The 25,652-nt window shown below is 63.6% G+C and carries 27 protein-coding genes; 19 read left to right on the top strand and 8 right to left on the bottom strand.

Annotated features, from left to right (window positions below; all coding sequences use genetic code 11):
- The first annotated feature begins 57 nt into the window (after nucleotides 1–57).
- From purB to nrdR, 5 genes are all read left to right on the top strand, one after another.
- A complete protein-coding gene (gene purB, locus C1A13_RS08995) occupies nucleotides 58–1,491 on the top strand; it encodes an adenylosuccinate lyase (protein WP_101551212.1) in 1,434 nt (477 codons plus the stop codon).
- Between the two features lie 285 nt (nucleotides 1,492–1,776).
- Nucleotides 1,777–3,135 carry a preprotein translocase subunit SecD gene (locus C1A13_RS08990; protein ID WP_101551209.1) on the top strand — a complete coding sequence of 453 codons (1,359 nt, stop codon included), beginning with the start codon at nucleotides 1,777–1,779 and terminating at the stop codon, nucleotides 3,133–3,135.
- Nucleotides 3,135–4,055, top strand: a complete 921-nt coding sequence (secF, locus tag C1A13_RS08985) for a protein translocase subunit SecF (RefSeq protein ID WP_101551207.1) — start codon at nucleotides 3,135–3,137, stop codon at nucleotides 4,053–4,055. The genes C1A13_RS08990 and secF overlap by 1 nt, the downstream gene beginning before the upstream one ends.
- Nucleotides 4,056–4,175: 120 nt before the next feature.
- Nucleotides 4,176–4,964 carry a sugar phosphate isomerase/epimerase family protein gene (locus C1A13_RS08980; RefSeq protein WP_101551205.1) on the top strand — a complete coding sequence of 263 codons (789 nt, stop codon included), beginning with the start codon at nucleotides 4,176–4,178 and terminating at the stop codon, nucleotides 4,962–4,964.
- Nucleotides 4,965–5,055: 91 nt separating this feature from the next.
- Nucleotides 5,056–5,526, top strand: a complete 471-nt coding sequence (nrdR, locus tag C1A13_RS08975) for a transcriptional regulator NrdR (protein WP_101551203.1) — start codon at nucleotides 5,056–5,058, stop codon at nucleotides 5,524–5,526.
- Nucleotides 5,527–5,586: 60 nt separating this feature from the next.
- Here the strand turns inward: nrdR and C1A13_RS08970 are convergent, their stop codons facing one another.
- Both C1A13_RS08970 and C1A13_RS08965 read right to left on the bottom strand, forming a co-directional pair.
- Nucleotides 5,587–5,967, bottom strand: a complete 381-nt coding sequence (locus tag C1A13_RS08970; protein ID WP_101551201.1) for a DUF4363 family protein — start codon at nucleotides 5,965–5,967, stop codon at nucleotides 5,587–5,589.
- Nucleotides 5,964–6,674 carry a DUF421 domain-containing protein gene (locus tag C1A13_RS08965; protein WP_242970845.1) on the bottom strand — a complete coding sequence of 237 codons (711 nt, stop codon included), beginning with the start codon at nucleotides 6,672–6,674 and terminating at the stop codon, nucleotides 5,964–5,966. The genes C1A13_RS08970 and C1A13_RS08965 overlap by 4 nt, the downstream gene beginning before the upstream one ends.
- A 121-nt stretch (nucleotides 6,675–6,795) precedes the next feature.
- On the opposite strand from C1A13_RS08965, the gene C1A13_RS08960 reads away from it, so the two are divergent.
- From C1A13_RS08960 to C1A13_RS08950, 3 genes are read left to right on the top strand one after another with little or no spacing between them, the layout of a single operon-like run.
- Complete coding sequence (locus tag C1A13_RS08960) at nucleotides 6,796–8,349, top strand: spore germination protein (protein ID WP_101551200.1); 1,554 nt, start codon at nucleotides 6,796–6,798, stop codon at nucleotides 8,347–8,349.
- Nucleotides 8,339–9,427 (top strand): GerAB/ArcD/ProY family transporter, encoded by a 1,089-nt coding sequence (locus C1A13_RS08955; RefSeq protein WP_101551198.1) that lies wholly within the window; start codon nucleotides 8,339–8,341, stop codon nucleotides 9,425–9,427. The genes C1A13_RS08960 and C1A13_RS08955 overlap by 11 nt, the downstream gene beginning before the upstream one ends.
- Nucleotides 9,424–10,632, top strand: coding sequence for a Ger(x)C family spore germination protein (locus C1A13_RS08950; RefSeq protein ID WP_101551196.1), 1,209 nt, complete (start codon nucleotides 9,424–9,426; stop codon nucleotides 10,630–10,632). Before C1A13_RS08955 ends, C1A13_RS08950 begins: the two co-directional genes overlap by 4 nt.
- 114 nt (nucleotides 10,633–10,746) lie before the next feature.
- On the opposite strand, the gene C1A13_RS08945 is transcribed toward C1A13_RS08950, so the two are convergent.
- Entirely contained in the window at nucleotides 10,747–11,088 is a 342-nt protein-coding gene (locus tag C1A13_RS08945) for an SLOG family protein (RefSeq protein ID WP_172439230.1), read from the bottom strand.
- Between the two features lie 260 nt (nucleotides 11,089–11,348).
- Between C1A13_RS08945 and spoIVB the strand changes: the two genes are divergently transcribed.
- The 3 genes from spoIVB to C1A13_RS08930 all read left to right on the top strand — a co-directional run bounded on the left by spoIVB (nucleotide 11,349) and on the right by C1A13_RS08930 (nucleotide 13,814).
- The gene (gene spoIVB, locus C1A13_RS08940; protein WP_101551193.1) at nucleotides 11,349–12,566 is read left to right on the top strand and encodes a SpoIVB peptidase; all 1,218 of its coding nucleotides are present in this window, start codon (nucleotides 11,349–11,351) and stop codon (nucleotides 12,564–12,566) included.
- Between the two features lie 139 nt (nucleotides 12,567–12,705).
- Nucleotides 12,706–13,485 (top strand): sporulation transcription factor Spo0A, encoded by a 780-nt coding sequence (gene spo0A / locus C1A13_RS08935; protein WP_101551191.1) that lies wholly within the window; start codon nucleotides 12,706–12,708, stop codon nucleotides 13,483–13,485.
- Nucleotides 13,486–13,646: 161 nt separating this feature from the next.
- On the top strand, nucleotides 13,647–13,814 hold the full coding sequence (locus tag C1A13_RS08930) for a DUF1540 domain-containing protein (protein WP_101551189.1): 168 nt from the start codon (nucleotides 13,647–13,649) through the stop codon (nucleotides 13,812–13,814).
- A gap of 66 nt (nucleotides 13,815–13,880) precedes the next feature.
- On the opposite strand, the gene C1A13_RS08925 is transcribed toward C1A13_RS08930, so the two are convergent.
- Nucleotides 13,881–14,732 carry an endonuclease/exonuclease/phosphatase family protein gene (locus tag C1A13_RS08925; protein ID WP_101551187.1) on the bottom strand — a complete coding sequence of 284 codons (852 nt, stop codon included), beginning with the start codon at nucleotides 14,730–14,732 and terminating at the stop codon, nucleotides 13,881–13,883.
- Between the two features lie 243 nt (nucleotides 14,733–14,975).
- Between C1A13_RS08925 and C1A13_RS08920 the strand changes: the two genes are divergently transcribed.
- The 4 genes from C1A13_RS08920 to C1A13_RS08905 are packed head-to-tail and all read left to right on the top strand — an operon-like array spanning nucleotide 14,976 to nucleotide 17,956.
- Nucleotides 14,976–15,944 carry an aldo/keto reductase gene (locus tag C1A13_RS08920; RefSeq protein WP_101551184.1) on the top strand — a complete coding sequence of 323 codons (969 nt, stop codon included), beginning with the start codon at nucleotides 14,976–14,978 and terminating at the stop codon, nucleotides 15,942–15,944.
- A gap of 4 nt (nucleotides 15,945–15,948) precedes the next feature.
- Complete coding sequence (locus C1A13_RS08915; protein WP_172439229.1) at nucleotides 15,949–16,284, top strand: Smr/MutS family protein; 336 nt, start codon at nucleotides 15,949–15,951, stop codon at nucleotides 16,282–16,284.
- Nucleotides 16,284–17,420 carry a DUF3810 domain-containing protein gene (locus tag C1A13_RS08910; protein ID WP_101551180.1) on the top strand — a complete coding sequence of 379 codons (1,137 nt, stop codon included), beginning with the start codon at nucleotides 16,284–16,286 and terminating at the stop codon, nucleotides 17,418–17,420. Before C1A13_RS08915 ends, C1A13_RS08910 begins: the two co-directional genes overlap by 1 nt.
- Before the next feature lie 41 nt (nucleotides 17,421–17,461).
- Nucleotides 17,462–17,956 (top strand): hypothetical protein, encoded by a 495-nt coding sequence (locus C1A13_RS08905; protein ID WP_101551178.1) that lies wholly within the window; start codon nucleotides 17,462–17,464, stop codon nucleotides 17,954–17,956.
- 62 nt (nucleotides 17,957–18,018) lie between these two features.
- Here the strand turns inward: C1A13_RS08905 and C1A13_RS08900 are convergent, their stop codons facing one another.
- Entirely contained in the window at nucleotides 18,019–18,735 is a 717-nt protein-coding gene (locus C1A13_RS08900) for a hypothetical protein (RefSeq protein ID WP_101551175.1), read from the bottom strand.
- A gap of 373 nt (nucleotides 18,736–19,108) precedes the next feature.
- Here C1A13_RS08900 and guaB point away from each other — a divergent pair, with 373 nt between their 5' ends.
- Together guaB and C1A13_RS08890 are read left to right on the top strand one after the other, a co-directional pair.
- A complete protein-coding gene (guaB, locus tag C1A13_RS08895) occupies nucleotides 19,109–20,581 on the top strand; it encodes an IMP dehydrogenase (RefSeq protein ID WP_172439228.1) in 1,473 nt (490 codons plus the stop codon).
- A 101-nt stretch (nucleotides 20,582–20,682) separates the two neighbouring features.
- A complete protein-coding gene (locus C1A13_RS08890; protein ID WP_101551173.1) occupies nucleotides 20,683–21,441 on the top strand; it encodes an NAD(P)-binding domain-containing protein in 759 nt (252 codons plus the stop codon).
- Between the two features lie 229 nt (nucleotides 21,442–21,670).
- Here C1A13_RS08890 and C1A13_RS08885 read toward each other — a convergent pair whose 3' ends face one another.
- Both C1A13_RS08885 and C1A13_RS08880 read right to left on the bottom strand, forming a co-directional pair.
- Complete coding sequence (locus C1A13_RS08885; RefSeq protein WP_101551171.1) at nucleotides 21,671–22,228, bottom strand: FumA C-terminus/TtdB family hydratase beta subunit; 558 nt, start codon at nucleotides 22,226–22,228, stop codon at nucleotides 21,671–21,673.
- On the bottom strand, nucleotides 22,209–22,982 hold the full coding sequence (locus tag C1A13_RS08880) for a hypothetical protein (protein WP_101551169.1): 774 nt from the start codon (nucleotides 22,980–22,982) through the stop codon (nucleotides 22,209–22,211). Before C1A13_RS08880 ends, C1A13_RS08885 begins: the two co-directional genes overlap by 20 nt.
- 233 nt (nucleotides 22,983–23,215) lie before the next feature.
- Here C1A13_RS08880 and C1A13_RS08875 point away from each other — a divergent pair, with 233 nt between their 5' ends.
- Entirely contained in the window at nucleotides 23,216–23,851 is a 636-nt protein-coding gene (locus tag C1A13_RS08875; protein ID WP_172439227.1) for an HAD family hydrolase, read from the top strand.
- Here C1A13_RS08875 and ytvI read toward each other — a convergent pair.
- Nucleotides 23,848–24,927: a sporulation integral membrane protein YtvI gene (ytvI, locus tag C1A13_RS08870; protein WP_172439226.1), complete on the bottom strand. Its 1,080-nt coding sequence runs from the start codon at nucleotides 24,925–24,927 to the stop codon at nucleotides 23,848–23,850. The genes C1A13_RS08875 and ytvI overlap by 4 nt on opposite strands.
- A 254-nt stretch (nucleotides 24,928–25,181) precedes the next feature.
- Between ytvI and C1A13_RS08865 the strand changes: the two genes are divergently transcribed.
- Nucleotides 25,182–25,625 (top strand): ACT domain-containing protein, encoded by a 444-nt coding sequence (locus C1A13_RS08865; protein WP_242970844.1) that lies wholly within the window; start codon nucleotides 25,182–25,184, stop codon nucleotides 25,623–25,625.
- Nucleotides 25,626–25,652: the final 27 nt, after the last annotated feature.

The following is a 25,652-nucleotide window of genomic DNA, read 5'->3' as shown; positions in this document are numbered from 1 at the left end:
ATCACATTGCATCATCCCGGCAGGGACGGAATCAGAAACCGGAGAGGAAGGACAAAGATGGCCCACGATAGATACGAAAGCCCCTTTTGCACCCGTTACGCGAGCGATGAAATGCAATACGTTTTTTCCGCCGACCACAAGTTCAAAACCTGGCGGAAGCTGTGGATCGCCCTGGCCAGGGCGGAGCAGAGGCAGGGCCTCCCGATCACCGACGCGCAGATCGCCGAGCTGGAGGCCCACGCGGACGACATCAACTACGACGTCGCCGAGGCGCGGGAGAAGGAGGTCCGTCACGATGTGATGAGCCATGTCTACGCCTACGGGGTGCAGTGCCCCTCGGCGAAGGGGATCATCCACCTGGGCGCGACGAGCTGCTACGTCGGCGACAACACCGACGTGATCGTCATGCGGGAGGGCCTGCGGATCATCCGCCGCAAGCTCCTCAACGTCGTTTCGCTGCTGGCGGATTTCGCGGACCGCTACAAGGACATGCCCGCGCTCGCCTACACCCATTTGCAGCCCGCGCAGCTCACCACCGTCGGCAAGCGCGCGACCCTCTGGCTCAACGAGCTGATGCTCGACTACGGGGAGCTCGAGCACCGCATCGCCTCCCTGAAGCTGCTGGGCAGCAAGGGCACCACCGGCACCCAGGCGAGCTTCGTCGAGCTCTTCGACGGGGACAGCGCGAAGATCCGGGCGGTCGAGGAGGACATCGCGCGGGAGATGGGCTTTGACGCGGTCGTGCCCGTCTCGGGGCAGACCTACTCGCGCAAGGTGGACAGCATGGTGGTCGGCGTCCTCGCGGGCATCGCCCAGAGCGCGAGCAAGTTCTCCAACGACCTGCGCATCCTCCAGAACTTCAAGGAGATGGAGGAGCCGTTCGAGGCCCACCAGATCGGCTCGTCGGCGATGCCCTACAAGCGCAACCCGATGCGCAGCGAGCGGATCACCGCGCTCGCGCGCTATGTGATGACCGACTCCCTCAACCCGGCGTTCACCGCCGCGACCCAGTGGTTCGAGCGCACCCTCGACGACAGCGCCAACAAGCGGGTCGCCGTGGCGGAGGCGTTCCTCGCCACCGACGCGATTTTGGGGATCATGCTCAACGTCTGCGACGGGCTGGTCGTCTATCCCAAGGTGGTGCGCCAGCGGGTGATGAAGGAGCTGCCCTTCATGGCGACCGAAAACATCATGATGGACGCGGTGCGCCGCGGCGGCGACCGGCAGGAGCTGCACGAGCGGCTGCGGGAGCACTCGATGGCGGCCGCGCGGCACGTCAAGGAGGAGGGCGGCGACAACGACCTGATCGAGCGCGTCTGCGCCGACCCGGCGTTCGGGCTCCGGAGGGAAGAGGTCGACGCGATCCTCGACCCGGCCCGCTTTACCGGCCGCAGCGCCGAGCAGGTGGAGGAATACCTGCGCGATGTGGTGAGCCCGGTGCTGGAAGCGAACCGCTCCCTGCTCGGCGAGCGGGCGCAGCTTTCGGTATAATCCGCGCCCGCGCGGCAAAAACCGATTGACTTTTCCGTTCATATCCAATATAATTAAAAAAGTGCCGCATTGCGGCCGGGCGCGTCCCGGCGGATGTTTGGCATGGCCGGAAACCCGGGGGAAAGCCCGGCGGGGCGGGCAGTTTCAGGCCGCGGAGGATGCGCGGCGTGAAGTTGTCCGGGCCGCCGTGCGGACGGCCGGGGGAGGCCAGAGGAAAACCACGGGCAGCCGCGCAGCGGCTGCCGGCTGTTTTTGCAGTTGTGGTTTTGCAAGGAGGACAAGCAGATGAAAAAGGTTGGAAAACCGGTGTTCTTTGTCGTACTGATATTGATCGCCGCGTTTACCGCGCTGTCGTTCTTCGGCGTGTCGACCGCCTACGGGGATAACACCCACACCTACATCAAAGGTGTGGACGATATCCGCTGGGGCATCGACATCCGCGGCGGCGTGGACGTCACATTTACCCCGCCCGCGGACTATGATGCCTCTCCCGAGGAGATGGCGGCCGCGGAATCCATTATCAAGGTCCGTATGGTCTCCCAGAACATCACCGACTACGAGACCTACGTGGACGACAGCAAGGACCGCATCATCGTCCGTTTCCCCTGGAAGCAGGGCGAGTCGGACTTCAACCCCGAGCAGGCGGTCAAGGAGCTCGGTGAAACCGCGCTGCTGACCTTCCGCGAGGGCAACGAGTACACCGGCCCCGTGGTCATCGAGGGCAAGCACGTCACCTCGGCGCGCGCCGTCCTCAACTCCCAGACCAACGAGCCGATGGTCGAACTGAACCTCAACACCGAGGGCGCCCAGCTCTTCTCCGAGGCGACCGGCCGCCTGGTCGGGCAGCCGATCTCCATCTGGATGGACGAGAACCGCATCAGCTCGGCGACCGTCAAGACCCAGATCCCCAACGGCGTGGCCACCATTTCGGGCGGCTTCGACGTCAAGGGCGCGCAGGACCTCGCTGAAAAGATCAACGCCGGCGCGCTGCCCTTCAAGCTCGAGACCGAGAACTTCTCCTCGATCTCCCCGACGCTCGGCCTCGGCGCGCGTGACGCGATGGTCACCGCGGGCGTGATCGCCTTCATCCTGGTCGCGCTCTTCATCATCCTGATCTACCGCATGAGCGGCGTGGTCGCCACGATCGCGCTGGTCGGCCAGGTGGCGGGCATGATCGCCTGCCTCACCGGCTTCTTCGCGCCGTTCCCCTCCTTTACGCTCACCCTGCCGGGCATCGCCGGTATCATCCTCTCGATCGGCATGGGCGTCGACGCGAACGTCATCACCTCCGAGCGCATCAAGGAGGAGCTCCGCAACGGCAAGACGCTGGACGGCGCGATCGATTCGGGCTTCCAGCGCACCTTCGCGGCCATCTTCGACGGCAACATCACGATGGTGCTCGTCGCGATCATCCTGATGGGCGCGTTCGGACCGCCGAGCTCGATCTTCGGCACCATCTTCAGCCCCATCTTCCGCTGGTTCGGCGCCTCCGCCACCGGCGCGATCTACTCCTTCGGCTATACGCTGATCGTCGGCGTCATCTTCAACTTCATCATGGGCGTCACCGCTTCCCGCCTGATGCTCAAGTCGATCTCCAAATTCAAGCCCTTTAAAAAGGCGTGGCTGTATGGAGGTGACAAATAATGAAACAGATTGATATTGTCGGACGCAGAAAGATTTGGTTCACAATTTCGATTGTCCTGATTGTCATCGCCATCCTGGCCTCCTTCTTCCCCGGCGTGAAGCTGGACATCCAGTTCAGCGGCGGCACGATCGTCACTTACTCCTTTAACGGCGACCTCGACAAGGGCGAGTTCCAGAGCTCCATCGAAAACTCGCTGGGCCAGAAGGTCACGCTGCGCGAGCAGAACGACGTCAACACCGGCGCCACCAACTACGTGATTACCCTCAACTCCAAGTCAGGCGTCACGCCGGACCAGCAGATCGCGGTCAACACGGCGCTCAACGAGAAGTTCCCCGGCGCGGACATCCAGACCGCCAGCATCAGCAACGTCGACCCGTCGATCGGGCGCGACTTCCTGCTCAAATCGGTGGTCGCGGTCGCCGTGGCCTCCATCCTGATGATCGTCTATATCGCCTTCCGGTTCCGCAAGATGAACGGCTGGTCGGCGGGCGTCATCGCGGTGGCCGCGCTCGTCCACGACTTGATCATCGCCTACGGCGCGTTCGTCGTCTGCGGCTTCCCGCTCAACGACAGCTTCATCGCGGTCATGCTGACCATCCTGGGTTACTCGATCAACAACACGATCATCGTCTACGACCGCATCCGTGAGAACCGCAGGCTGCTGCCGGTCAAGACCTCCTACAAGGACCTGGTCAACATTTCGGTCAACCAGTCGATGTCCCGTTCGATCAACACCACCGTTTCGACCGTCATCGCGGTCGGTTGCGTGTGCGTGATGTCGCTCGTCTATAACGTCAGCTCGATCCTGACCTTCTCCTTCCCGCTTCTGGTGGGCATGTTCGCCGGATTCTTCTCCTCGATGTTCATTTCCGGCTCCCTCTGGACGCTCTGGCAGGAGCACAAGCTCGCGAAAAAGTAAGGCTGGGCCATTCTTGGGCCGCCGGCACTGCCGGCGGCCCATCTCCATTTTGACAGCGCGCGGACGGCGCGCATATCATGGAAAAAGTCACTGCCCCGCGGGGCGGAAGGGGGAAGGCCGATGCTGGCCGGAATATCCACCGCGTGTTTCTATCCCGAGCTCACCGAGCGGGGGCTTTCCTATATCGCGGGCCTGGGCGCGCAGGCGGCGGAGGTCTTTTTTAACGCGCCGAGCGAGCTGGACGACGGCTACCTGCGCGAGCTGCGCCGGACGGCGGACGGCGGCGGCACCCGCATCCTCTCGGTGCATCCGTTCACCTCGGGGCTCGAGCCGCTGCTCTTCTTCTCCGACTACCGACGCCGCTTCGCGGACGGGATCGCCTTCTACCAGCGGTACTTCCACGCCGCCAACCTGCTTGGCGCGAAGCTCTTCGTCTTCCACGGCGACCGCAGGAACACCACCCGCTCCCGCCGGTTTTATTTCGACCGGTTCGCGGAGCTCTGCGAGGCGGGGAGGCGGATGGGGGTCACCGTCGCGCAGGAGAACGTCCCGCGCTGCGCGGGCTACTGCCCCGATTTCTTCACCGACATGCGCGCTTATCTCCCCGGCGCGCGGTTCGTCCTCGACATCAAGCAGTGCGTGCGGGCGGGCTATTCGCCCGCCGAGATGGCCGGCGCGATGGGGGAGGGCCTTGTCCATCTGCACGTGAGCGACCACGGCGCGCGCGGCGACTGCCTGCCGCTCGGGGCGGGGGAGCTCGACCTTGCCGCGCTGCTCGGAAGGGTGCGCGGGTACGGCTTCGACGGCGGCGTGATGCTCGAGCTTTACCGCGACAGCTACGGCGGGTATGGGGAGCTCGATGACAGTTATGCACGGATTCTTGCGGCGATCCACGCGGAAAATGGTTAAAATTCCTTGTTTTGCGGGGCGTTTTATGTTATGATACGGGTAATACAGATAGTATAAACAAGCGCCCCAACAGAATGAGGGAGATGGTCCTGTGAAGTGCCCATACTGTGGATATGTCGAAAGCAAAGTCATCGATTCCCGTCCGACCGACGAGTCGGAGCGCATCCGCCGCCGCCGCGAGTGCATCAAGTGCGGGCGGCGGTTCACCACCTATGAGGTCATCGAGACCACCCCGCTGATCGTCATCAAGAAGGACAAGTCGCGCGAGGAGTTCGACGCGGGCAAGGTGCTCGGCGGCATGGTGCGCGCCTGCGAAAAGCGCCCGGTGCCGCTCGACGTGCTCGAGGAGGCGGTGCGGGACATCGAGATGACGCTGCGCAACTCGCTGGAAAAGGAGGTCCCCTCCTACAAGATCGGCGAGCTCGCCATGGAGAAGCTACGCGGCATCGACGAGGTTGCCTACGTGCGCTTCGCGTCGGTCTACCGGCAGTTCAAGGACATCGACTCGTTCATGAAGGAGCTCCAGACCCTGCTGAGCTCCCGCGACGGGGACGGAAAATGATTTGAAACGAAAAGAGGGCCCATCCGGAAATCCGGATGGGCCCTCTTTTTTGTGCCCGCGCTAAAAGATATTCGGCAGCGTGGGGATCTCCGCGTCGCGGATGTGGGAGATCAGGTGGCGCAGGCGCGCCACCTCCGCCGCGTATTCGGCGGTTTCGCCGTATTTCGCGAGCATGGGCAGGCGCGCCACGATGCCGGTGATCGTGTCGAGCTCGTCGTGGTGGATATAGCGCGTCATGACCGTTTCGTTGCGCTCCCACTGCTCGTGGAACTCGTCGGTGAGCCGCGCGGCCCGCGGCATGTCGTCCCGGTCGATGGCGTCCGCAATGGCGGAGAGGGAGGCCTCCATCTCGTCCGACACGCGCAGCAGGTGCATGAGCGCGGCCGTGCTCGCCGCGAGGATGAGCGCGATGATGACGCAGACTGCGACGACCCGTTTCATGACGCATCCTCCTTCCGGTCCTTGAGCTTGAGCTGTGCTTTGGGCACGATCAGGTAGTCGGCCTGGCGGTTGCAGGTCATCAGGAAGATGTCCTGTGTGGTATAGCCGTTGTCGGTGATCGTTTTTTCGAGCCACTCATATTTGAGGTTGCAGTAGCCAAGCGCGCTGTCGATCACGACCCCGTCCGCGATGAGCACGACGGGCGGCGCGTCCGCGCCGGGAGGGGCCTGGAGATTGAGCATCCCGGCGGTGGCGGGCTGGGCGGTGAATTTGGGGTAGACCGAGAGGGAGCCGGTCGTTTCGACGATCGCGAACGCCACGTCGCGCACGTCGAAGATATCCTTGCCGCGCAGCTCCTCCATCATGTCGTCGATCGTGAAGCGCAGCTCCTTGAGCTGCTTCTGGTCGATCTTGCCGTCGCGGATGATGACGCGCGGCGTACCCGAGACGATGCGGCGCATCTTTTTATAGCGCAGGGTCATCGCGGAGATGAGAACGTCGAAGGAAACCAGCGTGAGGATGGGGATGATGCCGCCGATCAGCGGCACGTTGCTGTCCTCGATCGCCATTGTCGCGATGTTGGAGACCAGGATGGTGACGACCAGCTCGGAGGGCTGGAGCTGGCCGATCTGACGTTTGCCCATCAGCCGAAGGCTCAGAATGATCAGCGCATAGATGATCAGCACGCGGATGAATACAATATACAAAAGCCATCGAACCTCCATCGATTTTACTGACTCTTAGTCTGGCCGGAAAGCGAATGGATATTCCCGCCGCTTTGCTGGCAATACTAACGCTGTATCAAACTGTAAAACGGGAGGAATGGGAATGGGTGTCATCCGTTATCTGAAGGGGCTGTTCGCACCGCCGCCCGCCTACGCGCCGCCGCGCCCGGACGAGGGCGCGGACAAAAAGCTGGGGAGCGCGCTGCTCGACAACCTGATCGGGGTGCGCGCGATGTTCACCGACTCCGGGGACCTCATCATCCACGAGGTGCAGGTGTGCGGCGTGCCCTGCGCCGTGCTGATGTGCGAGGGCATGGTGAACACCCAGACCTTTTCGGAGATGTTCGCGGAGCCGCTCACCCGCCTGAGACTCGAAAAGCCCGGCCCCGATTCGGTGCTCGACTGGGTGCGCCACCAGTCTCTGCTCGCGCCCGACCAGAAGGAGATCCACACCTTCGGCGAGCTCTTCCGGTTCATGATGTCCGGCTTTGTCGTACTGCTCATCGACGGGATCGCGGGCGGTTCGGTCTTCGGCATCCAGGGCTTCTCCGGCCGCTCGGTCGGCGAACCGGCGGGGGAGACCAACGTGCGCGGCTCCCGCGAGGGATTTTCCGAGATGCTGCGGCCCAACATGTCGCTGCTGCGGCGGCGGTTCAAATCTCCCGATCTGATCTTCGAGATGACCGTCTTCGGGGACAAGAGCCGCACCGACTGCACCCTCGTCTACCTGCGCGGCGCGGTGTCGGACGAGCTGCTGCGCGAGGTCAAATACCGCCTCTCCAAGGTGAAGATCGACGTGGTGCTCGAAAGCGGCTACCTTCAGCCCTTCCTCGATTCGAAGCCGCTCTCCCTCTTTTCGGGGGTGGGCGTCACCGAGCGGCCCGACACCCTCTGCGCCAAGGTCGCGGAGGGGCGCGTCGGCCTGCTCGTCGACGGCACTCCCTACGCGCTCATCGTGCCCTATCTCTTTGCCGAAAACTTCCAGAGCCTCGACGACTACTCCCACCGGCCCTATTTCGCCACCTTCATCCGCTGGCTCAAATACGCGGCCTTCGCCCTCTCCATCCTGCTGCCGGGGCTCTATGTCGCGGTCGGCTCCTTCCACCCCGAGCTGCTGCCCGCGACGATCCTGACGAGCCTCGTTGTCAGTGAGGAGACGACCCCCTTCCCGCTGATGTTCGAGGCGCTGGCCGTCTTTTTCATCTATGAGATCGTGCGGGAGGCGGGGCTGCGGATGCCGCAGGCGGTCGGCCACGCGGTGAGCATCGTCGGCGCGCTCGTCATCGGAGACGCGGCGGTCAACGCGGGCATCATCGGCGCGCCGATGGTCATCGTCGTCGCCGTCACCGCGATCAGCTCATTTGTCGTGCCGAGCCTCTACGAGCCGGTGACGGTGCTTCGCTTCGCCTTTATCCTGATCGGCGGGCTGTCGGGCGTCTTCGGCGTCGTGCTGGCGCTGTGCGCCGTGATCGTCAACCTCTGCGCCGTGAACCCGCTCGGCGTCCCCGCGACCTCGCCCGCCACCCCCTTCTCCCTCTACCCGATGCGGGACGTGCTCTTCCGCTGGGGATGGCGCACGCTGGCAAAGGAGGACTTGCGGGTGCAGGATCTGGCGGGAAGCGACATCCGAGGGGAGGGGACCGCAGATGACCGGTAGCCGTCCGCGCGACATCTCTCCGGCGCAGCTCGTCATGCTGCTCCTGCTCTGCCGTCTTTTTGTCCTCTTCACCTATACCTCCCGCTCCGAAAACAACCTCTCCGGGCCGGCGGTACTGGCGGCCGTGCCGCTCGCGGCGGCCGGCGCGCTGCTGATGCTGCTGCCCTTCTTCCTGCTGCGGCGGAAGGCGGGCAGCGACATGCTCACCGCCTTCTGGCGGGTCGGCAGGCCGTTCGGCGCCGCGCTCACCGCCGCCTGCGGGCTCTTCTGCGTCTACATGGCCGCTTCGACGGCCGGGCACTTCAGCTTTTTCCTCGTGAGCACCGTCTACCAGAATGCAAAGCAGTGGGTGTTCGTCCTCCTTTTCCTGCTGGCGGCCGCCTATGCCGCTGCCCTCGGGCTGGAGGCGTTTTCCCGCGCGGGCGGCTTCTTTTTCGCGGCGGCGATGGCGGCGGGGGCGCTCCTGCTCTTCGCGCTGCTGCCCGAGGTCGACCTCGCGAACCTCGCGAACCCCTTTTTGGATCCCGGCGCGCTTGCCGCGGGGACGCTTCGCGGCGTGGCCGGCAACGCGGATATCCTGCTTTTCCTGCTGCTCTTCCCGCGGGTGCGCGGCGGGAGCGGAAAGACCGGATTCTGGTGGGTGGCGCTCACCGCGGCGGTGTGGTGGGTGCTCTGCTTCTTCGTTCTGACGGCGCTCGGGGACTATGCGGGCACCCGCCTTTTCCCGCTTCAGACCGCCGCCGCCGTGGCGAACCTGTCGGTCTTTGGGCGGATGGACCTCGTGCACATCACCGTGTGGATCATTACCGCCTTCCTGCGCGCCGCCGCGTGGCTTTACTGCGGCTGTACCTGCCTGCGGCGGCTCTTCCCGAAGGTGCGGATGGGCGCGGCTTCCGCGCTCTGCGCCCTGGCGGCGGGAATCGCCGCGGTAGCCGCGGCGCCGCTGTGGGAGGCGGCCGGTTCCGCGTGGGAAAGCGGCGTGCCGCTTCTGCTGCTGGCGGTCGCGGCGCCGCTTGTGACCCTCTGCTTCCCGCGCGCAAAAAGCCCCGTGGAGGATGGAAAGGAGGCCGCGCAATGAGACGGATCGCCGCGCTTTGCGCAATTTTGGTTCTGCTGGCCGGGTGCGTCCCGAGCGTGCGGCTCAACGAGCGGGGAGTCGTGCAGGCGATCGGCATCGACCTCGCGGAGGAGGGCGGCTACCGCGCGACGATGCAGGTGCGCGAGGCGGTCGGCGCGGCGGCGGGCGCGAACCAGTCGCCCGAGGACGCCAAAACCGTGCTGGTCGAGGAGACGGGCGCGACGATGACCGAACTGCTCGCCCGCGCCTCGGCGACGCAGGGGCGGCAGCTCTTTTTGGGGAGCGTCCGGGTGATCGTGTTTGGGCAGGAGGCCGCGCGCGCGGGGGCGGAGGGACCGCTCGGGTTCTTCAACTCCAACCACCAGATATCCCCGGCAACCCTCGTCGCGGTGGCGGAGGGAGAGGCGGGGGAGCTCATCCGCGCGGGCGAAAAGGACCCCGCCCTCTCGGCGGAGGGGCTGGCGGACGTGCTCGAAAGCGCGGGCAAGGGCGGCTTTTCGCCGCCCAGCCGCCTCAAGGACCTGATGGGCGCGGCGAACGCCGAGAACGCCGCGGGCGCGGTCACGCTGCTGCGCTACAGCGCCCCCGATCCGCCGAAAAGCGGGTCGCCGTCTTCGGAGGCGTCGTCTGAGGAAAGCGGGACGGGCTCCGAGGCGCGGCAGGCGGCGGAGAAGACGCCTGAAAAAAAGCTCTCGCTCGGCGGGGCCGCGGTTTTCGTGGGGCACCGGATGGAAGCCTCCATCAGCCCGGCGGCGGCGTGCGGGCTCGAGTGGACCCAGAACCGCGCGAAGGCGTGCGTCCTCTCGGTGGGGGACGGCCAGCTCGGCGAGGTGGCCGCGGTGACCCACCGGCAGAAGGCGAAGATCACCGTCGAGATGTCGGGGGAGGTCCCCGTCTTCGACATCCGGCTGGAGGTGCGCAGCACCGCGCTGGAGAGCCGCCTTCTCTCGGGCGGCTTCGACGACCGGACGCGCCGGTACGCCTCCGCCCTGCAGGAGATCAAAATTCGCGCGGAGATCGAGGAGATGGTGGCGTCCTCCCTGCGCCGGGGATACGATCTGCTCGGGCTCTCCCGCCTGATGCGCCAGCGGTACCCCGCTTACTACGAGGCGCACCGGGAGAACTGGGGGGAGGCGCTCGCCTCCTGCGGGTACAACGTGGCGGTCTCCTGCGAGATCGACCGGACGGGCGCCGGTAACAGATAAGCGCTTGCGCGGAAGAAAAAGCCGGGTCGGCGCTCGTCAGAGAGCCGACTCGACTTTTATGTATTGTTACCGTCATATGACTATTTTAAAAAAATTTTATCGAAAAATTGGGAATTATGGAATGTGGATGATCCGGAAGGGCGTGCCCGTTTCAACGCATTTGCGCAGGGTGTCCGCCGTGCCGCGCGACCGGCCGTCCCAGAAGGCGAGCACAAGGTCGGCGTACCCGACGATCTCGCTGTTGCGCACGAGCGGAGCGAAGCGCCCGTCCCGATCATAATCGGGCCGGAAGACGCGGATCGGCAGCCCTAGCCGCCCGGCGGCCTGCTCGGCGAGCGCGTCCACGCCCGCGGCGCCGCCGCTCACCAGCTCGGAGGCGTTCTGCGGGATGTGGGAGATGAGCTCGTCCAGGCCGTATCCGTAAATTTCCCGGGACCCGATGATTGCCACCCGCATTTCCATCCGTCCTTTCCGCTGCCTTTTTTTCAAAAAAACCGGCGGCGCTCCACCCAGATCCAGTATAGCAGATACCGGAACTTTTTACCACCGTGCGCAGGCAAAATCAGGGCGCGCGGCGGCGCGGGCGTTCGGGCTCAAATATTTTTTGCTCCCAAAAATCATTGAAGTTATTCCCCGCAATATTCAGATTATCCGGTGGAACAGTAAAAGCGTGAAATTTCTTTTTTGAATTTGATGAATACAGGGGGATTATTCCAATGAGAAAGCTGATACAAAAAGTCGCGGGAGCACTCTGCCTGGCGGTCGTCGCCGTACAATCGCTCGCGCTCTATACACAGGCGGTCCTGCCCGACCACTATTATGTGGCGGCGGGCGAGACCCTCACGATCAATTCCACGCTGCCCATCACGACGGAATCCTCGGGCGACAGCCTGCCCGTCGAAGCCTATTCCACCGCGGGCAACAGTTATAATGTGGACCTCAAGCTCCCTTACGGCATCGAGATCAAGCAGGTCCAGGTCCAGGTGGTCGACCGCTCGATGGTGGTCCCGGGCGGCACGCCGTTCGGCATTAAAATGTTCACCGAGGGCGTCATCGTCGTCGGCATGAGCGACATTCCCTGCGGCGGCGAAAGCCGCAATCCCGCCAAGGAGGCGGGCGTCAAGGTGGGCGACATCATCACCGCGATGGACGGGCACGCGGTACAGACCAACGAGGACGTCGGAGCGGTCGTGACGGCCAGCGGCGGAAAGCCGGTCAGCATCGAATTCCAGCGCAGCGGGCAGGAGCTCTCCTGCAGCATGACGCCGGTCAAGAGCGACGACGGCAGCTACCGCGCGGGCATCTGGGTGCGCGACTCGTCCGCGGGCATCGGCACCCTCACCTATTATAACCCGTCGAGCGACGTGTTTGCGGGTCTGGGACACGCGATCTGCGACGTGGACACGGGCAACATCATGCCGCTGCACTCGGGCGAGATCGTCGACGTGAGCATCACCGGCGTGCACAAGGGGGAGAGCGGCGCGCCCGGCGAGCTGCGCGGCAGCTTCACCGGCTCCCGGACGGGCGAGCTGCTGATCAACTCGCAGGTGGGGATCTTCGGGACCGGCGGGCAGCCGTCCGCGGGGGCCGAGCCGGTGCCGCTGGCGCTGCGCTACGAGGTGGTCGAGGGCCCGGCGACCATCCGCTGCACCCTTGACGACAGCGGGCCGAAGGAGTACGCGATAAACATCGAAAAAGTCAGTATCGGGGAAAACAATCCGACCAAAAATATGGTAATCCGCGTGGTCGATTCAGAGCTTCTGGCAAAAACCGGCGGGATTGTGCAGGGAATGAGTGGCAGCCCGATCCTGCAAAACGGCAAGCTGGTGGGCGCTGTGACGCATGTTTTCGTCAACGATCCGACTCGAGGCTACGGAATTTTTGCGGAAAACATGGAAAAGATGTCGTCATCCGTCGAAAGAGGGCGGGAATGACACCGGGAAATTCAACAAACTTTTAACAATTTCGGGCGCGGATTTCTTCGTCAAACTTACGGGAAAATGGTTGTCATAATTTCCAAAAAGTGATAAGATCTTATCAGGGAAACGGGAGGACATGGAGGCGTATTAGTAAGTGAAGGATCAGACAAAAGTGCTAATCGTGGAGGGTGGCGGAGAATATTGCGCGAAATGCGCGTCTCTCCTGAAAACCTACGGATTCGACACGGTGGTCGCGCCCAAAGACGGACTGGCCGTCGCGCAGCTGATCGGGGAAACCCGTCCCAAGGTGGTTTTGATGGATGTGTTCATGCCGAGGCTCGACGCCATCGGGGTCATGAACTCGGTCAAGGAGATGGGGCTCGGCTACGAGCCGCGCTTCATGGTCACCTCGACCTTCAGCAACCAGATGCTGGAAAACGAACTGATGTCCGCAGGCGCCTGCTACTTCTTCCTCATGCCGTTCGATCCGGAGGTGATGGTGGAGCGGATTGTCAAGCTGGCGGGCGTTCCCTCCGCGCCGATCGGCGCGGGCGCGGAACACGCTGCCGGCGGGGAACCGAACCTCGAACTCATGGTCACGGAGATCATCCACCAGATCGGCGTCCCGGCGCACATCAAGGGCTACCACTATGTCCGGGAGTCGATCATGCTGGCGGTCCAGACGCCCGAGATCATCAACTCGGTCACAAAGCTGCTCTATCCCACCGTCGCCAAAAAGTTCGGCACCACCGCCTCGCGCGTTGAACGCGCGATCCGCCACGCGATCGAGGTCGCGTGGGACCGCGGAGACGTCGACACCCTCAACAGCTACTTTGGATATACGATCCACAACGGCCGCGGCAAGCCGACCAACAGCGAATTCGTCGCGATGATCGCCGACAAGCTGCGGCTCCGTCTGAAAAACGCAAACTGACTTTCCCGCGAATCCGCCCCGGCCGTCCGGCCGGGGCGGATTTGTTTTTCCAGTTGCCCGATTCATATTTTCGCGCGCGCGGGACATACTAATCGGGACGTAACAAGATGGGTTACGTCCCCGTTTGCAACACGTGCGAGAATTTAAGGAGGCGTTTTTTCATGGACAACTGCAAAGCGAACAAGTGCATCGAGTGCACCGTCACCCAGTGCCGGAACCACTGCGAGACTTCCAACTTCTGCGCGCTGGACCGCATCCGCGTCGGCACCCACGAGATGAACCCGACCATGGATCAGTGCACCGACTGCCTGTCCTTTCAGTGCAAGTAAAGGAACCCGGTGAAAAACGTCCGCGGCGAATCGCCACGGACGTTTTTTATTTCGGTATGGACGCGGTCATGCGGTGCAGGTGCGCGCCTCGGCGCGCAGGCGGAGGGTGGCCTCGAGCGGGTAGTGGTCGGACGGGTAGCGGCCGTCGATCGGGTCGGTGACCACGTGGCTCTCGACGATCTCAAACTCGTCGGAGACGAAGATGTAGTCGATCGGCTGGGAGCCCGGCTTCACCCGTCCGCTGAAGTTGTGGAGGGTGTTGTGGACCTCCGAAGGCTCGAAGCGGGAGTAGACGTCGGTGAGGTGGATGCCGGGGAACTCCTCGAGCTGGCTGTGGAGCATCCGGACCGGGCGGCTGCCCGGCTTGGCGTTGAAGTCGCCCATCAGCACGGTCGGTAGCGCGCGCTCCTCGTTGAAGCGCTCCATATAGCCGAGGATGACGCGGATGCCCAGCGTGCGGGCGATGCCGCAGATGTGGTCGAGGTGAGTGTTGAAGACGCGGATCGAACGCCCGAGATCCTTGAGGTAGATCTCCGCGACGGTGCAGATGCGCGGGAAGATGGCGTAATAGGCGCGCGAGAGGTGCTCGGGCTCCTTGGAGAGCCAGAAGGTCTTGATCAGATTCACCTTGGCGCTGTCGTTTTTGATGATGATGTCGCTGTGCTCGTCGCTTTGGGGCCGGATGCCCGAATAGCGGCCGAAGCCGAGGACGCTGTAGTCGACGTCGAGCAGGCGGCTGACGTCCTCGCGCATATTTGGGAGCAGCTCCTGCACGCCGATGATCGTCGCGCCGCTCTCGCGGATGTACTGCGCGGCGAGGGCGCGCCGTTCCGACCATTTATGAGAGCGGTTCAGCGGGAGGCCGAAGTCCCGCTTGAGGTTGAAGGAGATCACGCGGATCAGATCGTTGCCGTTCATGCTATCACCTGTATCAGAAGTTCTGTAGTTTATTGTAACACCTTAGTTTGAGCAATTCAATGCGGTCGGATGTAAATCTGCCGTTTCCACGCGCATGTAAAATGAGGAAGGGAATCCGCCTGACTTTGGCAGCGCCAAATCCCGACACGCGCTTGTAAAAAAGGCAAAATTTCGATATAATGTCCATAAAGAATTTCCCTGCCGCGCAGGGCTGAATATGCGGACGAACAAGGAGGGCTTCGGATGAAATTCATGGACGTGCAGGCCGCCGGAGGCACGCTGAAACTTGCGAAAATCGCGCGCGGGGCCGATTATTTCGGGGTGCGCATCCCCGAGGAACGGGCGTTTTCCCTGATGGACCGCTACCTCGAGCTGGGCGGCAACGTCATCGACACCGCCCGCATCTACGGGCGCGCGGAGGCCCGCGACGCGTCCTATTCCAACAGCGAGCCGATCGTCGGGCGGTGGCTCAAATCACGCGGGACGCGCGACAGGGTGGTGCTCATCACCAAGGGCGCGCACCATGTGATGGAGGACCCGTCGCAAAAGCGGGTGAACCGCGCCTGCATCGACAGCGACCTGGAAACCTCCCTGCGCGAGCTGGGGGTGGACAGCGTGGACATCTACTTCCTCCACCGAGATGACCCGGAAAAGCCGGTTTCGGAGATCATGGACGCGCTCGACCGGCATGTGAAGGCGGGCAGGGTCCGTGCGCTGGGCGCCTCCAACTGGACCTGCGCGCGCATCGCGGAGGCGAACGCCTACGCCCGCGCGAACGGGAAAACGCCCTTTACGGTGTCCCAGATCCAGTGGGGCGTCGCCTACGTGAAGCCGGGCGCGTGGCCCGACCCGACCCTAGTGAGCATGACCCCGGAGGAGTACGCGGGCTATCTCGCGCTCGGCATCCCCGTCATGGCGTTTTCGCCGCAGGCGGGCGGGGATTTTTCCAAAATGATTTCGGGCGAGCCGCTCCAGCCCAAGTTCGCCGAGCGGTACGACGGCCCGAAGAACCGCCGCAGGCTCGCGGCGCTCCGGGAGATCTGCGCGCGCACCGGCGCGTCGCCGGCGGCGGTGCTGCTGGGCTATATCACCTCGAACAGGCTGCCGGGCAGTGCGGTGATCGGCTGCTCGACGCTCGAACAGCTCGAGGACAGCATGTCCGCCTGCGACCTCACCCTCAGCGAGGCGGACATCGCCGCGCTGGAGCAGTGAGATGGTGGCGGCGGTAAATCTCGAGGCGGGCATGCCCACGGTGGAGATTGCGCTCCGGCGGCTCGAGCTGGGGCTCTCCGACGCGCGGATGCGGCATGCGGCCGCAGTGCGCCTCATCCACGGCTACGGAAGCAGCGGCCGGGGCGGCGCGATCCACGACGGCGTACATAGCCATCTCGCCCGGATGAAGTCGCAGGGCAAAATCCGGGAATTTGTCCCGGGGGAGGAATTTTCCCCCTTTTCGCAGCAGGCGCGCAATGCGCTCGCGCTCTGCCCGGAGCTCTCCCGCGACCGCGATTTCGCCCGTGAAAACCGGGGCGTCACGCTGGTGGTGCTCTGATGCGCGCCGCCGTCCGGGAACGGCTGCGCCCGCGCGGGCTGCTGCGCCGCTGGTGGCCGGTGCTTCTGACGCCGGCCGGGCTTCTGCTCGTCTGGCTCGCGAGGCGGGACCCGTGGGGGACCGAGCGCCTCTTTTCCGAGGGGCTCTATCCGCTGCTCGCGCGCCCCGTCGGCGCGCTGACCTCGCTGCTGCCCTTCTCCCTCTTCGAGATGGGCGTGATCGTCCTGCTGGCCGCCGCGCTTCTGTGGATCGGACGGGGAATCTTCCGGCTCGCGCGCTTCCTGCGCGGAAGGGGAGAGCCGCCCCGGTTCGGGAAGACGCTGTGGCTGCTCGTCAACGGGCTGAGCATCCTCTTTTTCCTCTTCGTCACCACCTGCGGGCTCAATTACTACCGCCCCGAGTTCGCCGCGTTCAGCGGACTGGCGGTGCGCGACTCCTCCGCGGAGGAGCTGGCCGCGCTCTGCGGCGAGCTCGCGCTGGAGGCGAACGCCCTGCGCGAGGGATTGCCCGAGGACGCATCCGGCGTCATGCGGCTCACAGAGGATTTTTCGGGAAACGCTGCGCGGGCGCGGGCGGATTTCGCGAGGCTGGAGGAGGATTACAATGTCCTCCCGGCCTTTGCGATCACCCCCAAGCCGGTGCTCAACTCCACCCTGATGTCGATGGCGCAGATCACCGGGGAATTCACCCTGCTCACCTTTGAGGCGAACATCAACACCCTTGCGCCCGACTACTCGGTGCCCGCCACGATGTGCCACGAGCTTGCGCACACGCGGGGGTTCATGCGGGAGGACGAGGCGAACTTCATCGGATACCTCGCCTGCCGGAAGAGCGATTCTTCCGAATTCCGCTACAGCGGCGTGATGCTCGCGCTGGTGCACGCCGAGAACCGGCTCTACGCCGCCGACAGGGAGCTCTTTTTCCAGGTGGACGCGCTGCTTTCCGACGGGGTGCGGCGCGACTTCGCGGCGAACAACGCCTACTGGGCGCGGTTTGAGGGCCCGGTCGCCGAGGTCAGCACTGCGGTCAACAACACCTACCTGCGCGCCAACAACCAGTCGGACGGCGTCAAGAGCTACGGCCGGATGGTCGACCTGCTGCTCGCCGATTACCGGCAGCGGCACGGAATGGAATGATCGCGAATGCATCTTGGACGCCGTAGCAAGGAGAGGGTTTCATGATTGTTGAAATTTGCAGTGTGGTTATCGCGGCTTGTGCGCTCTTTGTTTCCGTTTTTACGGCATATATCCAGAAAAAACATGACCGGATCAGTATCTTGCCGATATGCTTTATTGTGGAAAAATGCCATGAAGGGAATCTTGCGGTTTTGATCAGGAACCTGGGTTTGGGCGCGATGACAATTGACAAGGCCATGATGACGCGTGGAGAAGAGGTCCATGGCAATTTGATCGAGATGATGCCCAAGGTCAAGCAGAAGTGGGAGGGCTTTTCCCTCGAGATTGAAGGACGGACGATCCTGCCTACGCAGGAAATCGTCCTCATTGCCATTAATCCTAAGAGTGAATCCATACGGCAGGCGGTTAAGGACGCTCTGACCGGAGTGGAGGTGTCGATCTCGTTCCATGATGTCTATGGGAAAGAATATCACAAGGAAAAACGGCTTGGAGAATGGGGGATCCTGGAAAAGGATTTTGGTTATGTTGCAAAATAAAGATCGCAAAGCCGGCCCCGCTTTCTTAAACGAGAAAGCGGGGCCGGCTTCTTCAAACGGGATTATTTCGCTTCGATCGAGACGAGCTGGAGGAAGGGCATTCCGTTGAGGCGGTTGACGCGGAAGGTGAAGAGGGAGGCGCGCACGGGGGTCAGGAAGGAGGTGTCCCCCTCCTCGAAGAAGTCGACGTCGTAGGCGATGCCGCCGTCGGGCGCGCCCTTCGGCTCGGAGGTCGCGAAGTTTTGCAGCTCCCCCTCATAGCCGAGGGTGTAGCCGTAGGTCTGCATGTCCGGGTCGTAGCGGGGGGACTCGGTGAAGGAGAAGCCCTCGATGCCGAAGAGGCGCTGGGCCATATCGTCGATCACCGTGTCGGGGATGAGGTAGTTGCCCTTGTCGTCCTGGTCGAAGAAATAGCCGAGCAGGTCCTTCATCCGGAACGCCTCCATCTGACAGAAGAAGAGCACGCGGTCGGGGTCCAGCTCGGAGGTGGAGGAGAGGCTCTCCGTGCCGCCGAAATAGTTGAGGAACTGGTTCAGCGACTGGTTGATGAGCTTCATGTCCGCGTCGGTCAATTCGGGCAGGGGGTATTCCGGCTCCTGCTCGTCCGGCTCGGACGACTGGGGCTCCGGCTCCTCCGGTTCGCTGGCGGGTTCCTCCGGCTCGCTCTGGGAAGCCGGTTCCTCCTCGGGGACGGGGGAGGCCTCCCGCGAAGCGCAGCCCGACAGGGCCAGCGACAGGATCAGAAGCACGCAGAGCGTGCCGGTCAAAAACCTTTTCATTAAAACGCCTCCTGACGTCGTCATTTCTATCTGGACCTATTCTATCATGCGCCGGGCGCGCGGTCAACCGGCTCCGCGTCCTCCGCGGCTGGTCCGGGTGGGGTGGAGCTGCCTGCCGGCAGCGGACAATACGGCGCTGTTCCGCCGGGGTGGAGGGAGGCGGACGACCGGCAGGAGCCGCCGTCCGCGGCATCCTTTGTATTTCCCCGGCGTACAGAACCGCCGCAGTGCACCGCATACAGGATTTAGTGCTCCGGGGTGCAAAATTTAGCAATAAAGGCTATTGATTGCGTCAGGGATAAGTGCTATGATAGTAAAAATATAACCGCCTGCAAGGGCGCGGAATACTGATGAGATGAGGAATGGAGGACGTATGCTGAATACGAATGCAAGTGAAAAATTCACGAAGGAAGGGCTCACCTTCGACGACGTGCTGCTGGTTCCCGCGCGTTCCGAGGTGGTCCCCGCGGATGTGGACATCTCCACCGAGCTGGTCAGGGGAATCCGGCTCAACTCCCCCTTTCTGACCGCCGCGATGGATACCGTCACCACCTCCAAGATGGCCATCGCGATCGCGCGCGAGGGCGGCATCGGCATCATCCACAAGAACATGAGCATCGAGCGGCAGGCCGACGAGATCGACACCGTCAAGCGTTCGGAAAACGGCGTCATCGCCAACCCGTTCTACCTTTCGCCCGAGCATTTCGTCTATGACGCGGACGAGATCATGGGCAAGTATAAGATTTCCGGCGTGCCCATCTGCGAGAACGGGAAGCTCGTCGGCATTCTTACCAACCGCGACCTGCGCTTCCTCGAGGACTACGGCATCAAGATCAAGGAGGTCATGACCAAGGACCACCTGGTCACCGCCCCGGTCGGCACCACCCTTGACGACGCCCGCCAGATCCTGCGCAAGCACAAGATCGAAAAGCTCCCGATCGTCGACGGCGAGGGGTACCTGCGCGGACTCATCACGATCAAGGACATTGAAAAGGCGGTCCAGTACCCCAATTCCGCGCGCGACAGAGGCGGGAGGCTGCTGGCGGGAGCCGCGGTCGGCATCACCCATGACTATATGGACCGCGTGGACGAGCTGATCAAGGCGAGCGTCGACGTGCTCGTGCTCGACTCCGCCCACGGGCAGCAGACCAACATTTTCACTTGCTTAAAAGCCATTAAGCAGAAATATCCCGAAATCCCCATCATCGCAGGCAACGTGGCCACCGCCTCCGGCACCGAGGACCTCATCAAGGCGGGCGCGGACGCGGTCAAGGTCGGCATCGGCCCCGGCTCGATCTGCACCACCCGCGTCGTCGCGGGTATCGGCGTGCCGCAGCTGACCGCCGTCTACGACGCGGCCTGCGCCGCCTCCAAATACGGCGTGCCCGTCATCGCGGACGGCGGCATCAAATATTCGGGCGACATCGTCAAGGCGCTTGCCGCCGGCGCGTCGACCGTCATGCTCGGCTCGCTGCTCGCGGGCTGCGCGGAAAGCCCGGGAGAGGTCGAAATCTACCAGGGCCGCAGCTTCAAGGTCTACCGCGGCATGGGCTCGCTCGCCGCGATGGGCGAGGGCTCGAGCGACCGCTACTTCCAAGAGGGCAAAAAGAAATTTGTCCCCGAGGGCGTCGAGGGCCGCGTCCCCTACAAGGGCACCGTTGCGGACACGATCTACCAGCTGATCGGCGGCATCAAGGCCGGAATGGGCTACACGGGCTGCAGGACGATCCCCGACCTGCACGAGCGCGCCCAGTTCATCAAGATCACCGGCGCGGGCCTCAAGGAGAGCCATCCGCACGACATCTACATCACCAAGGAAGCTCCGAACTACTCCCTCAATCCGTAATCTCCAATATCCCCCGGCCCTGCCGGGGGATATTTATTTCCTGTGGCAATCTTTCGGGGATTTTGTTATAATGAAACCATCAAAGCGGAAGGGGTGCGCGCATGGAGATCGGCGTGATCGGGCTGGGCGGTAACGGCCGCGCGGTCGTCGGACAGCTGCTTGAAAAGACGGCGCGGAACCTCTCGGTCTACGACCCGGACGGCAGGAGCGTCCGCCGCGCCGTAAACGTCTGCGCCACGGCGGCCGAGCTCTGCGACCGCTGCGATCGAATCGTGGTCGCGCTTGACGCCTCCGCCGACCTGACGCGCCTTTGCAACAGCATCGCGCCTTTCGTGCGTCCGGGGCAGATCTTTATCGACCTCACCGACACCTCCCCCGCGCTCGCTCACGCGGCCGCAAACGGGATGCGCCGCCTCGGCGCGGCCTATATCGACTGCGGCGTGTTCGGCCGGGAGGGGCTCGACGGGCCGTTCATCCTCTTCGCGGGGGGCGACAGCGAGGCGTTCGCCGCGGCGCTGCCGCTCATCCGCTGCTTCGCGCCCGACTGCCACTACGCGGGCCCGCCCGGCCGCGGGCGCGCGATGCGCGTCATCTGCCGGGCGCTTGCTGCGCAGCTCATGCGGGGCGTCGGCGAGGCCGCCGCGCTCGCCGCCTCCTTCGGCGTTGGGCGGGAGGCGTTCATCTCCGCGCTCGCGGCCTTTGAGCGGGTCGCCGACCCGCTCGCGGAGCTCGGGGGCGGCTTGCCCGGCTTTTCCGCCGGGGAGCTCGCGGAGGACGCCGCGCTCGCCTCCGAGATGGCACGGCGCGCGGGGCTCGAGCTCGGCGGGCTCTTTGCCGCCGGGGAGCGCGCGGAACCATAGACGGGAAATATCGGGCGGGCCGCGTGAGCGGCCTGCCTTTTTGGCGCGGCGGGAAAGACGGGCCGGGGGCGGGACCGCCCTGCCGCAGGCAGGGCGAGGCGGGCGGAGCCCGCCCGCACCGTCCGCGGGACGGCGCATCCCGCCCCCCGAGCCTCGCCCCCAGCGGCGCGCCTCGCGGCTTCAGGACGCAAAAAGAGCGCCGGAGACTTTCGTCTCCGGCGCTCGTGCGCTACGCTTCTTTGCGGTATGCGGCGCGCCCCGCGTCAAAGAGGTTTTGACCGGCGCAGTCCGCCGCGACGATGAGGGGGAAGCCGCGGACGGTGAGGCGCTTGACCGATTCGCACCCCAAATCCTCGTAGGCGATGACCTCGCAGGAGGTGATGCACTGCGCCGCGAGCGCGCCGGCCCCGCCGATCGCGCAGAGATAGACGCCGCGGTTGCGGACGATCGCGTCATAGACCTCCCGCGAGCGGCCGCCCTTGCCGATGGTGGCGGTCAGCCCCCGGTCCATCAGCGCGGGGGTGTAGGGGTCCATGCGTCCCGAGGTGGTGGGCCCGCAGGAGCCGATCGCCATACCGGCGGGCGCGGGGGTCGGCCCCGCGAAGTAGATGCACGCGCCTTCAAGCGGAAAGGGGAGCGGCTCCCCGGCCCTGAGCGCGGCCATCATCCGTTTGTGCGCCGCATCGCGCGCGGTGTAGATGGTGCCCGACAGCAGGACGCGGTCGCCCGCGCGCAGCTCCGGGGCCTTTTCGGAGAGCGCGGAGGCATCAATCCGGAAGGTGTTCATCCACGGCACCTCCCAGGTATCCCGCTTCGTCCGCGGGCTCGGAGAAGGGCGGCTGCTCCTCAGTGTAGTCCAGCCGCGTGTCGTCGCCAAACTTCTTTTCGACCTGCCGCACGACCTCCTGCATCACGTCGATGCGGTCGTTGAGCACGAAGAGGATCTCCTCGATCGACTTGCGCAGGCGCGCCGCGTCCCCCTTGAAGCTGCCGAGCTCGCTGTAGAAGTTGCGCATGTAGGCGTGCGCCTGGTCGGTGATCTGCGCGGCCTTGCCGTTTGCCTCGGCGATGATCTGGTCGGCGTTTCGCTTCGCCTCGATCATCGCGTCGCCGATCTGGCCGGACAGCTCGTCGTATTTTTTGCTCTTATAGTCGAGGCTCTCCGCCTTGAATTGGAGCTGGCGGCCGCGTTCGATCTGGATCTGCAGCTCGCGTTCGCTGTCGGAAAGCTGTTTTTGCAGGGCCTTGTTCTGGGTGTCGAGCTCGGAGATCATCTCCTGCGCCTGCCGCGCGATGCCGCGTTCCTTTTCCAGCTGCTCGGCCACGGCGGTCAGCTTGCCCTCCTGGTCGGCGAGCTGGGCTTCCAGCTTTTTGATGTGCGCGACCTGCGAGTCCTGCGCGCGCGCGTATTCCTCCAGCTTTGCGGCATAGTCCGCCTCCGCGGCGTGGAACTGCTCGTTGAGCGCATCAATATAGCTGAGCACCGATTTCTTATCAAAGCCGCCAAAAGTGGTGGTCTTAAAAGTCCCCGCTTCTCCCATAATTCGACATCCTTTCCGATGGTTCGTGGAATGGTCTGATAGATATTATCAGTATATCATGATCCCCCCAAAAAACAAAGGAATATTTTATTGGAGCGGTGCGGGGGAAATCCGTGGGAGGGTGGGCAAAAAATTCCTTGCTTCGCGGCAATATTTCTCGATGTTGCACAATATGATTCCGATTTTTTGTGTGATATACTAAAACAGGTATCATATGGATGGAGGATGTATGGATGAAAAAACTGGCCGCATTCGATCTCGACGGGACCCTGAGCCAATCGGACAGGTTCCTGCTGCCCGCCTACCGCAAGGCGCTTGCGCTCACCGGGCGCGACCCTCTGCCGGACAGCCTGCTGCTGACGCTGATCGGCGGGACCGCCGCCGACAACGCCAGGGTGATCTCACCCGACGGCTCGATGGAGACATACGAGGAATTCAATTTCCACGTCGTCCAGGCGATCCGGGAGACGATCCCCGGTCTGGCGCGCGCCTATCCGGGGGTGGAAGAGAGCCTCCGGGAACTCCGGAGGCTCGGCTATAAAATCTATCTCTGCTCCAACGCGCGGCGCGAATATACCGATCTCGTCCTCGGACAGATCGGGCTGCTGCCCCTCTTCGACGGCACGCCCGAGGGCCGGGACGGCTGGGACAAGCCGCAGCTGCTGGCCCACATCCTCGAAACCGAGCGCCCCGGCGCGGCCGTCATGGTGGGCGACCGGCACTTCGACAGGACGGCCGCGCGGGAAAACGGGGTTCCCTTCGTCGGCTGCCTCTACGGGCTGTTTCCCGCGGAGGTCACGGGCGCGGACGCGGAGGTCAAAAGCGCGGGCGAGCTGCCCGAAGCGATCGAACGGCTGACCGCCCTTTAAGCCTCGGCCCGCCGTTCGGGGGCCGCTCCCGTCCACAGGTAGCGTCCGAGCAGCACGGCGACCGGCGCGGCAAGCATCCCCCAGAATCCCGCGATTTTGAGTCCCGCATACATGGCGGTGATCGTCACAATGGGGTGCAGGCCGATTTGGTTGCCCACGATGCGCGGCTCGAGGATGTTTCGCAGCACCTCGATGAGCGCGAAGAGCAGGATGAGCCCCACGCCGCCCACAAGGTCGCCCCCCGCGATCAGTACGATTCCCCACGGGACGAGGATGGTGCCGGTGCCGATGAGGGGCAGGATGTCGAGCAGGGCGATGGCGGCGGCCACCGGAAGCACATACTGGAAACCGAGCAGCCACAGTCCGGCGAGCAGTTCCAGGAAGGTGACCGCCACGATGACCGTGTAGGCGCGCACCATCTTCCACACCGTCTCCCGCCCGAACCGCTGGAGCCCGCGTAGGCGTTCCTCCCATTTGCCGGGGAAGAGTCCGCAGAGGAAGGCGCCCACCTGCCGGTAGCCGGTCGCGGTGAGCATGCTGATCACGACGGTGAAAACCGTCGCGATCAGCAGGATGGGCAATTTAGCCGCCAGCCCGGCGGCCCAGCTGACGAGGTGGGTGGAACCGTCGACCGCCGCCTGGCGGATGGTGTCGGACACCGCGCCCGAAAACTGCTCAAGTCCGCCCTCCGCCGAGGCCCCGAAGCGCCCGGCGAGCCCGTAGAACCAGCCGCTGAGCTGATCGAACAGCGGCGCGACGTTTTCGGCGTAGAGCTCGGGCAGGCGGAGCAGCAGCTCGTAGAGCTGGGCGAGCAGGATGGTAAGGAAGAGGGCGAGCATCCCCGCCGCCACGAGGTAGAAAAAGAGGAGCACAAGGACGGCGGCGCAGGACTCCTTCATGCGCGTTTTTTTTGCGAATTTCAACGTCGTGGGGCGCAGCAGCGCCGCCACCCCCGCGCCCAGGAAGAAGGGCAGCGTCCAGCAAAGCAGGTAGCGCACAGCAAAATAGACCGCCGCGCCGAGCGCCGCATAATAGAGGATATCCACCACGACACGGAATTTGTCGTCCGCCTGCACGCCACCGCCTCCCTTCAACAAAATGGTCCCTATAAAGGGTATGCAGACGGCGGCGAAAAAACACCGGTTCGGACGGTGCGAAAACATTGGCAGGACTGCTGCCGGAATGGAAAAAATCCAGCCAAGCAGTTTCCCATGGACATCTTCACCAGAACCGATCTGCAAAATCTGCGAATCTGTGACAAAGTGACGGTTTACTTTGGCGGGTAGGTGTGGTATAGTGTATTTGTCTGTAATACAAAAGTATGCGAGGGGTGGACGCTTTGTCCGAAAATTTGAAATTCCTGCTGGTCGACGCGCAGGTTTTGCCGGATGTATTCCTCAAGGTCGTGCAGGCGAAGATGCTGCTGGCGCAGGGCAAGGCCAAAAGCTCCTCGCAGGCGGCGCAGATGGCGGGCATTTCCCGCAGCGCGTTTTATAAGTATAAGGACGCGATCTATCTGTACGACGAGCGGATGAACGAGAACCTCGTGACCTTCTACCTGACGCTCGAGGACCGCCCCGGCGTGCTCTCCTCGCTGCTGAGCTCCTTTTACAAGGCCGGCGCGAACATCATCACCGTCAACCAGAACATCCCGGTCGACGGCGTGGCGATCGCGACGGTGTCGGTGCGCACCAACCAGTCGAGCCTCTCCCGCTCGGAGATGATCGAAATGCTCGGCGCGCTCGACGGAATCGTCGAGGCCAAGACGATCTGATCCCTTTCCCGTCAAAATACGTTTGGA

It is taken from the genome of Anaerotruncus massiliensis (ex Togo et al. 2026), assembly GCF_900199635.1.
In the GTDB taxonomy this organism is placed as follows: Bacteria; Bacillota; Clostridia; order Oscillospirales; family Ruminococcaceae; genus Anaerotruncus; species Anaerotruncus massiliensis.
The sequence above is the reverse complement of the archived record's forward strand: the minus strand, read 5'-3'. Positions and strand labels throughout refer to the sequence as shown.